Source organism: Microseira wollei NIES-4236 (assembly GCF_020521235.1).
In the GTDB taxonomy this organism is placed as follows: domain Bacteria; phylum Cyanobacteriota; class Cyanobacteriia; order Cyanobacteriales; family Aerosakkonemataceae; genus Microseira; species Microseira wollei.
In genome coordinates this window covers 1-1,836 of the sequence record NZ_BLAY01000413.1, presented here as the reverse complement: position 1 = coordinate 1,836, position 1,836 = coordinate 1, and the positions used below count along the sequence as shown (strand labels likewise).

General features: G+C 44.1%; 2 protein-coding genes. Both read right to left on the bottom strand.

Features of this window, described 5'->3' with window-relative positions; all coding sequences use genetic code 11:
* Nucleotides 1-175 precede the first annotated feature (175 nt).
* A complete protein-coding gene (locus tag MiSe_RS48870) occupies nucleotides 176-1,105 on the bottom strand; it encodes a CRISPR-associated protein Csx3 (protein ID WP_226594746.1) in 930 nt (309 codons plus the stop codon).
* A 39-nt stretch (nucleotides 1,106-1,144) separates the two neighbouring features.
* The gene (gene crn3 / locus MiSe_RS48865) at nucleotides 1,145-1,510 is read right to left on the bottom strand and encodes a CRISPR-associated ring nuclease Crn3/Csx3 (RefSeq protein WP_226594743.1); all 366 of its coding nucleotides are present in this window, start codon (nucleotides 1,508-1,510) and stop codon (nucleotides 1,145-1,147) included.
* Nucleotides 1,511-1,836 lie beyond the last annotated feature (326 nt).

Below are 1,836 nucleotides of genomic sequence, written 5' to 3'. Positions count from 1 at the left end.
GTTAAAATTGGTTGTAGGGGCACGGCAAGAGCAAATCTTCTCGTTAAATGCAAAGTTTATTAATGCCGTGCCCCTACAATGTTGGAACCTTTGATATTGTTTTCGGTTACGCGAGCGTTAAAATTGGCTGTAGGGGCACGGCAAGAGCAAATCTTCTCGTTAAATGCAAAGTTTATTAATGCCGTGCCCCTACAATAACCGCTTGCAGCAACACATCTGGGATGGTTAGCATTTCTCCTTCTTGCCAAATACCCGCAACTATTTCTAGTAAAGGATTGGTTGATAAAACCTCTATTCTTTTTTCTAAAACGCTGTGAATGACTGCCAACGGTTGCAATTTTTTCCGGCAAAGTTCGTGCCATTCTCCGATTTGTTCGGGAGATTTGCTGATGATGATATAATGGGTACATTGCTCTACCAAAGGCATCTTTTCTGGTTGTGGCTTTCCTCCCAGATCGACTAATACTAAATCGACTAACTCGCGTAAATTTTTGACATCTCGACTATTTTTTTCAAAATAATCTGGGATTAAATGACGAGTTAGGTCATTTTCATGGATGCGGAATTCATTCTCTCGCACGAGTCTTTTAACTAGCTCTCGATTGGCAGTTTCGTATGCCCAATTTCCTTGCCCATCCCAGTTTGCTCGATGCAGAAAGACTTGTTTATTGAGGTTTTTTTTGAGTAAATCCCAGCGCAATGTATTGGCTAAAACGCTCTTACCGCTATCCGGAGGGCCACCGATCAAAATAGCAGGACAAGGGGTTTGGTTGAGGGATGCGGATAAAGTATCTCCGGGTGCTTTTTCTGCTACTTGGCTTTGTACGATAACGGCTACGTTCTTTCGGGCATCATAACAAGCTAACCAAGGAACAGATCGACAGCGTTCGGTTAAATTTCCGTATAACCAGATCGGTGCTTGACCAAACAATATTACCTCTCGATTTAAATCTAACTCGCTGGGTAGTTCTAAGTGAGGTAAAATATCTGTTGCGATCAGTTCTCTTGGGGGAAGTAAGTTGATTGATAGGGTTTGGTAATTTCCCTCAGTTGTTTTTAGTTGGGTTACTTCCAAGCTAACTTGTTTTTGCCAGTCCAGATTCATTTTGTCCTAGCGCGTTGCTGTTGCGCGAAAAAGCCATCTCTACTTTTGAAATATGGCATCTGGTAAGTCTACTGGCAATACCTGTCCGACTACAACTTGGCGGGTGTGGGCGGCGACGACGATCGCACCGCCAGATTGGGGTTTTGCTTCTCCTAAACGGGGATCGAAGCAAGCTACCCAAGCGGCGGGATGACAGGCGTGAACGAGATAAGCGTATAACCATATTGGCGCTTTTCCTTCAATGACTACGCCTTGACTCCAAACCATGTTTTCGGGTAGGAATAAGGTTTTGAGATCGGCGGGTTCGATCAGTCCGTCGGGCGCTGAGATTTGGATGTGCAGGTGTTGGTAGTTGATTCCCGATGCGGTTTGATGGGGGATGAGTTTTAGTTCGATGGCTGTCATTATTATATGGATGCGTTTTTCACTATGCTGTTACTTTAGCAAGGGGTTGGAAGGGCATTCTTCCAAAGAGGGGGGAGAGCGATCGCAATGCCAGAGTAATATTTGACTAAATATGGCTATATCAGTTTGTTTTAATTGAGATCTTGCTCTTGTGGCATTAGCCCGCTGTGGCATTAGCCCGCCAGGGAATAAATTCCCTGGCTAATAGCACAAGTCCACTTAAGTGGACTAAATACTGATGATTAAAGGCTTTCAGTTCGCTAAAAGCCCTTGTAATTTATTGCAGGGCTTAAATCACCGGCTAATAGCACAAGTCCACTTAAGTG